The following is a 928-nucleotide window of genomic DNA, read 5'->3' as shown; positions in this document are numbered from 1 at the left end:
GGATAAAGATTAGAGAACCCAGAGATTAACCCAAATATACCCAGACCTACCCAGAGATTACCCAGAACTACTGGGTTAAATTGGGTACATTTCTGGGTAGTTAAATACTTACTATGATTGAATTTCAGCTATTTCTACTGGGTTTTGGGTAAATGCTTTAAATCTCAATCGCGTTCCAGAGCCTTCTAATTGTCCATAGCCCATTTCAGCCAAATCCTTAAAGTAACTTCTGGCCACTTGAGCAGTAAATTTAGGTTTAACTTTGTCAAATTTCTTGCTAGTAACAATATCAGAACCAGATAAAAATTTATCCTTTCTTTGACAATAATCTAAGAGACTTTTTAGCATATCAGAAAGTGCTGGTTCAGGCTTCAGCAAACAAACTTTTTCAATAAAATATTGTTGTTGAACTATACTGTCAAAAGCCACTTGACAAACTGACTGAGGAATTAAATTAGTTGGTTCATTTGGATAGCTAAATAATAAATGAAGCAACCCACAATGCCTCAGAAACTTACCAGGAAATTTATTCAAAAATTCAGCCATAATCTGGTTATTTTCCTCCATGGCTTTAGTTTCCACCAAGCTGATTTTAGTGACAATATATTTAAAAGCATCCGGCGAAAACATAAATTTTTGCCCTGGTAGTTGAGCAGCCCAAACCAATAATTTATAAATATCCTCAGTAACGTCAACTGCACTGCCACCTGAAATCACTTCTTCTAAGGTTAGTGGTTTGTTCTCCATCCATAAGTAGTTGAATCTAGCAAAATGACCTGCACTGCGAAGGTTTGTCTGACTCAATAAATCCTGAAATACCTCCGGCTGTATTGCACCAATAATCCCCATTTGGCAGTTAAAACTGTTACCAGTCATTAAACTACCACCAAGTCTATCATCAGATTTCATACGGAGTTTGGGTGAAATG

General features: G+C 36.4%; 1 protein-coding gene. It reads right to left on the bottom strand.

Going from position 1 to position 928, the window contains the following annotated elements; translation table 11 throughout:
• Nucleotides 1–111 precede the first annotated feature (111 nt).
• The coding region (locus D5R40_RS33325; RefSeq protein ID WP_205127824.1) for a DUF3987 domain-containing protein at nucleotides 112–928 on the bottom strand (817 nt) is incomplete at its 5' end.

It is taken from the genome of Okeania hirsuta (assembly GCF_003838195.1).
Taxonomy (GTDB): domain Bacteria; phylum Cyanobacteriota; class Cyanobacteriia; order Cyanobacteriales; family Microcoleaceae; genus Okeania; species Okeania hirsuta.
The sequence above is the reverse complement of the archived record's forward strand: the minus strand, read 5'-3'. Positions and strand labels throughout refer to the sequence as shown.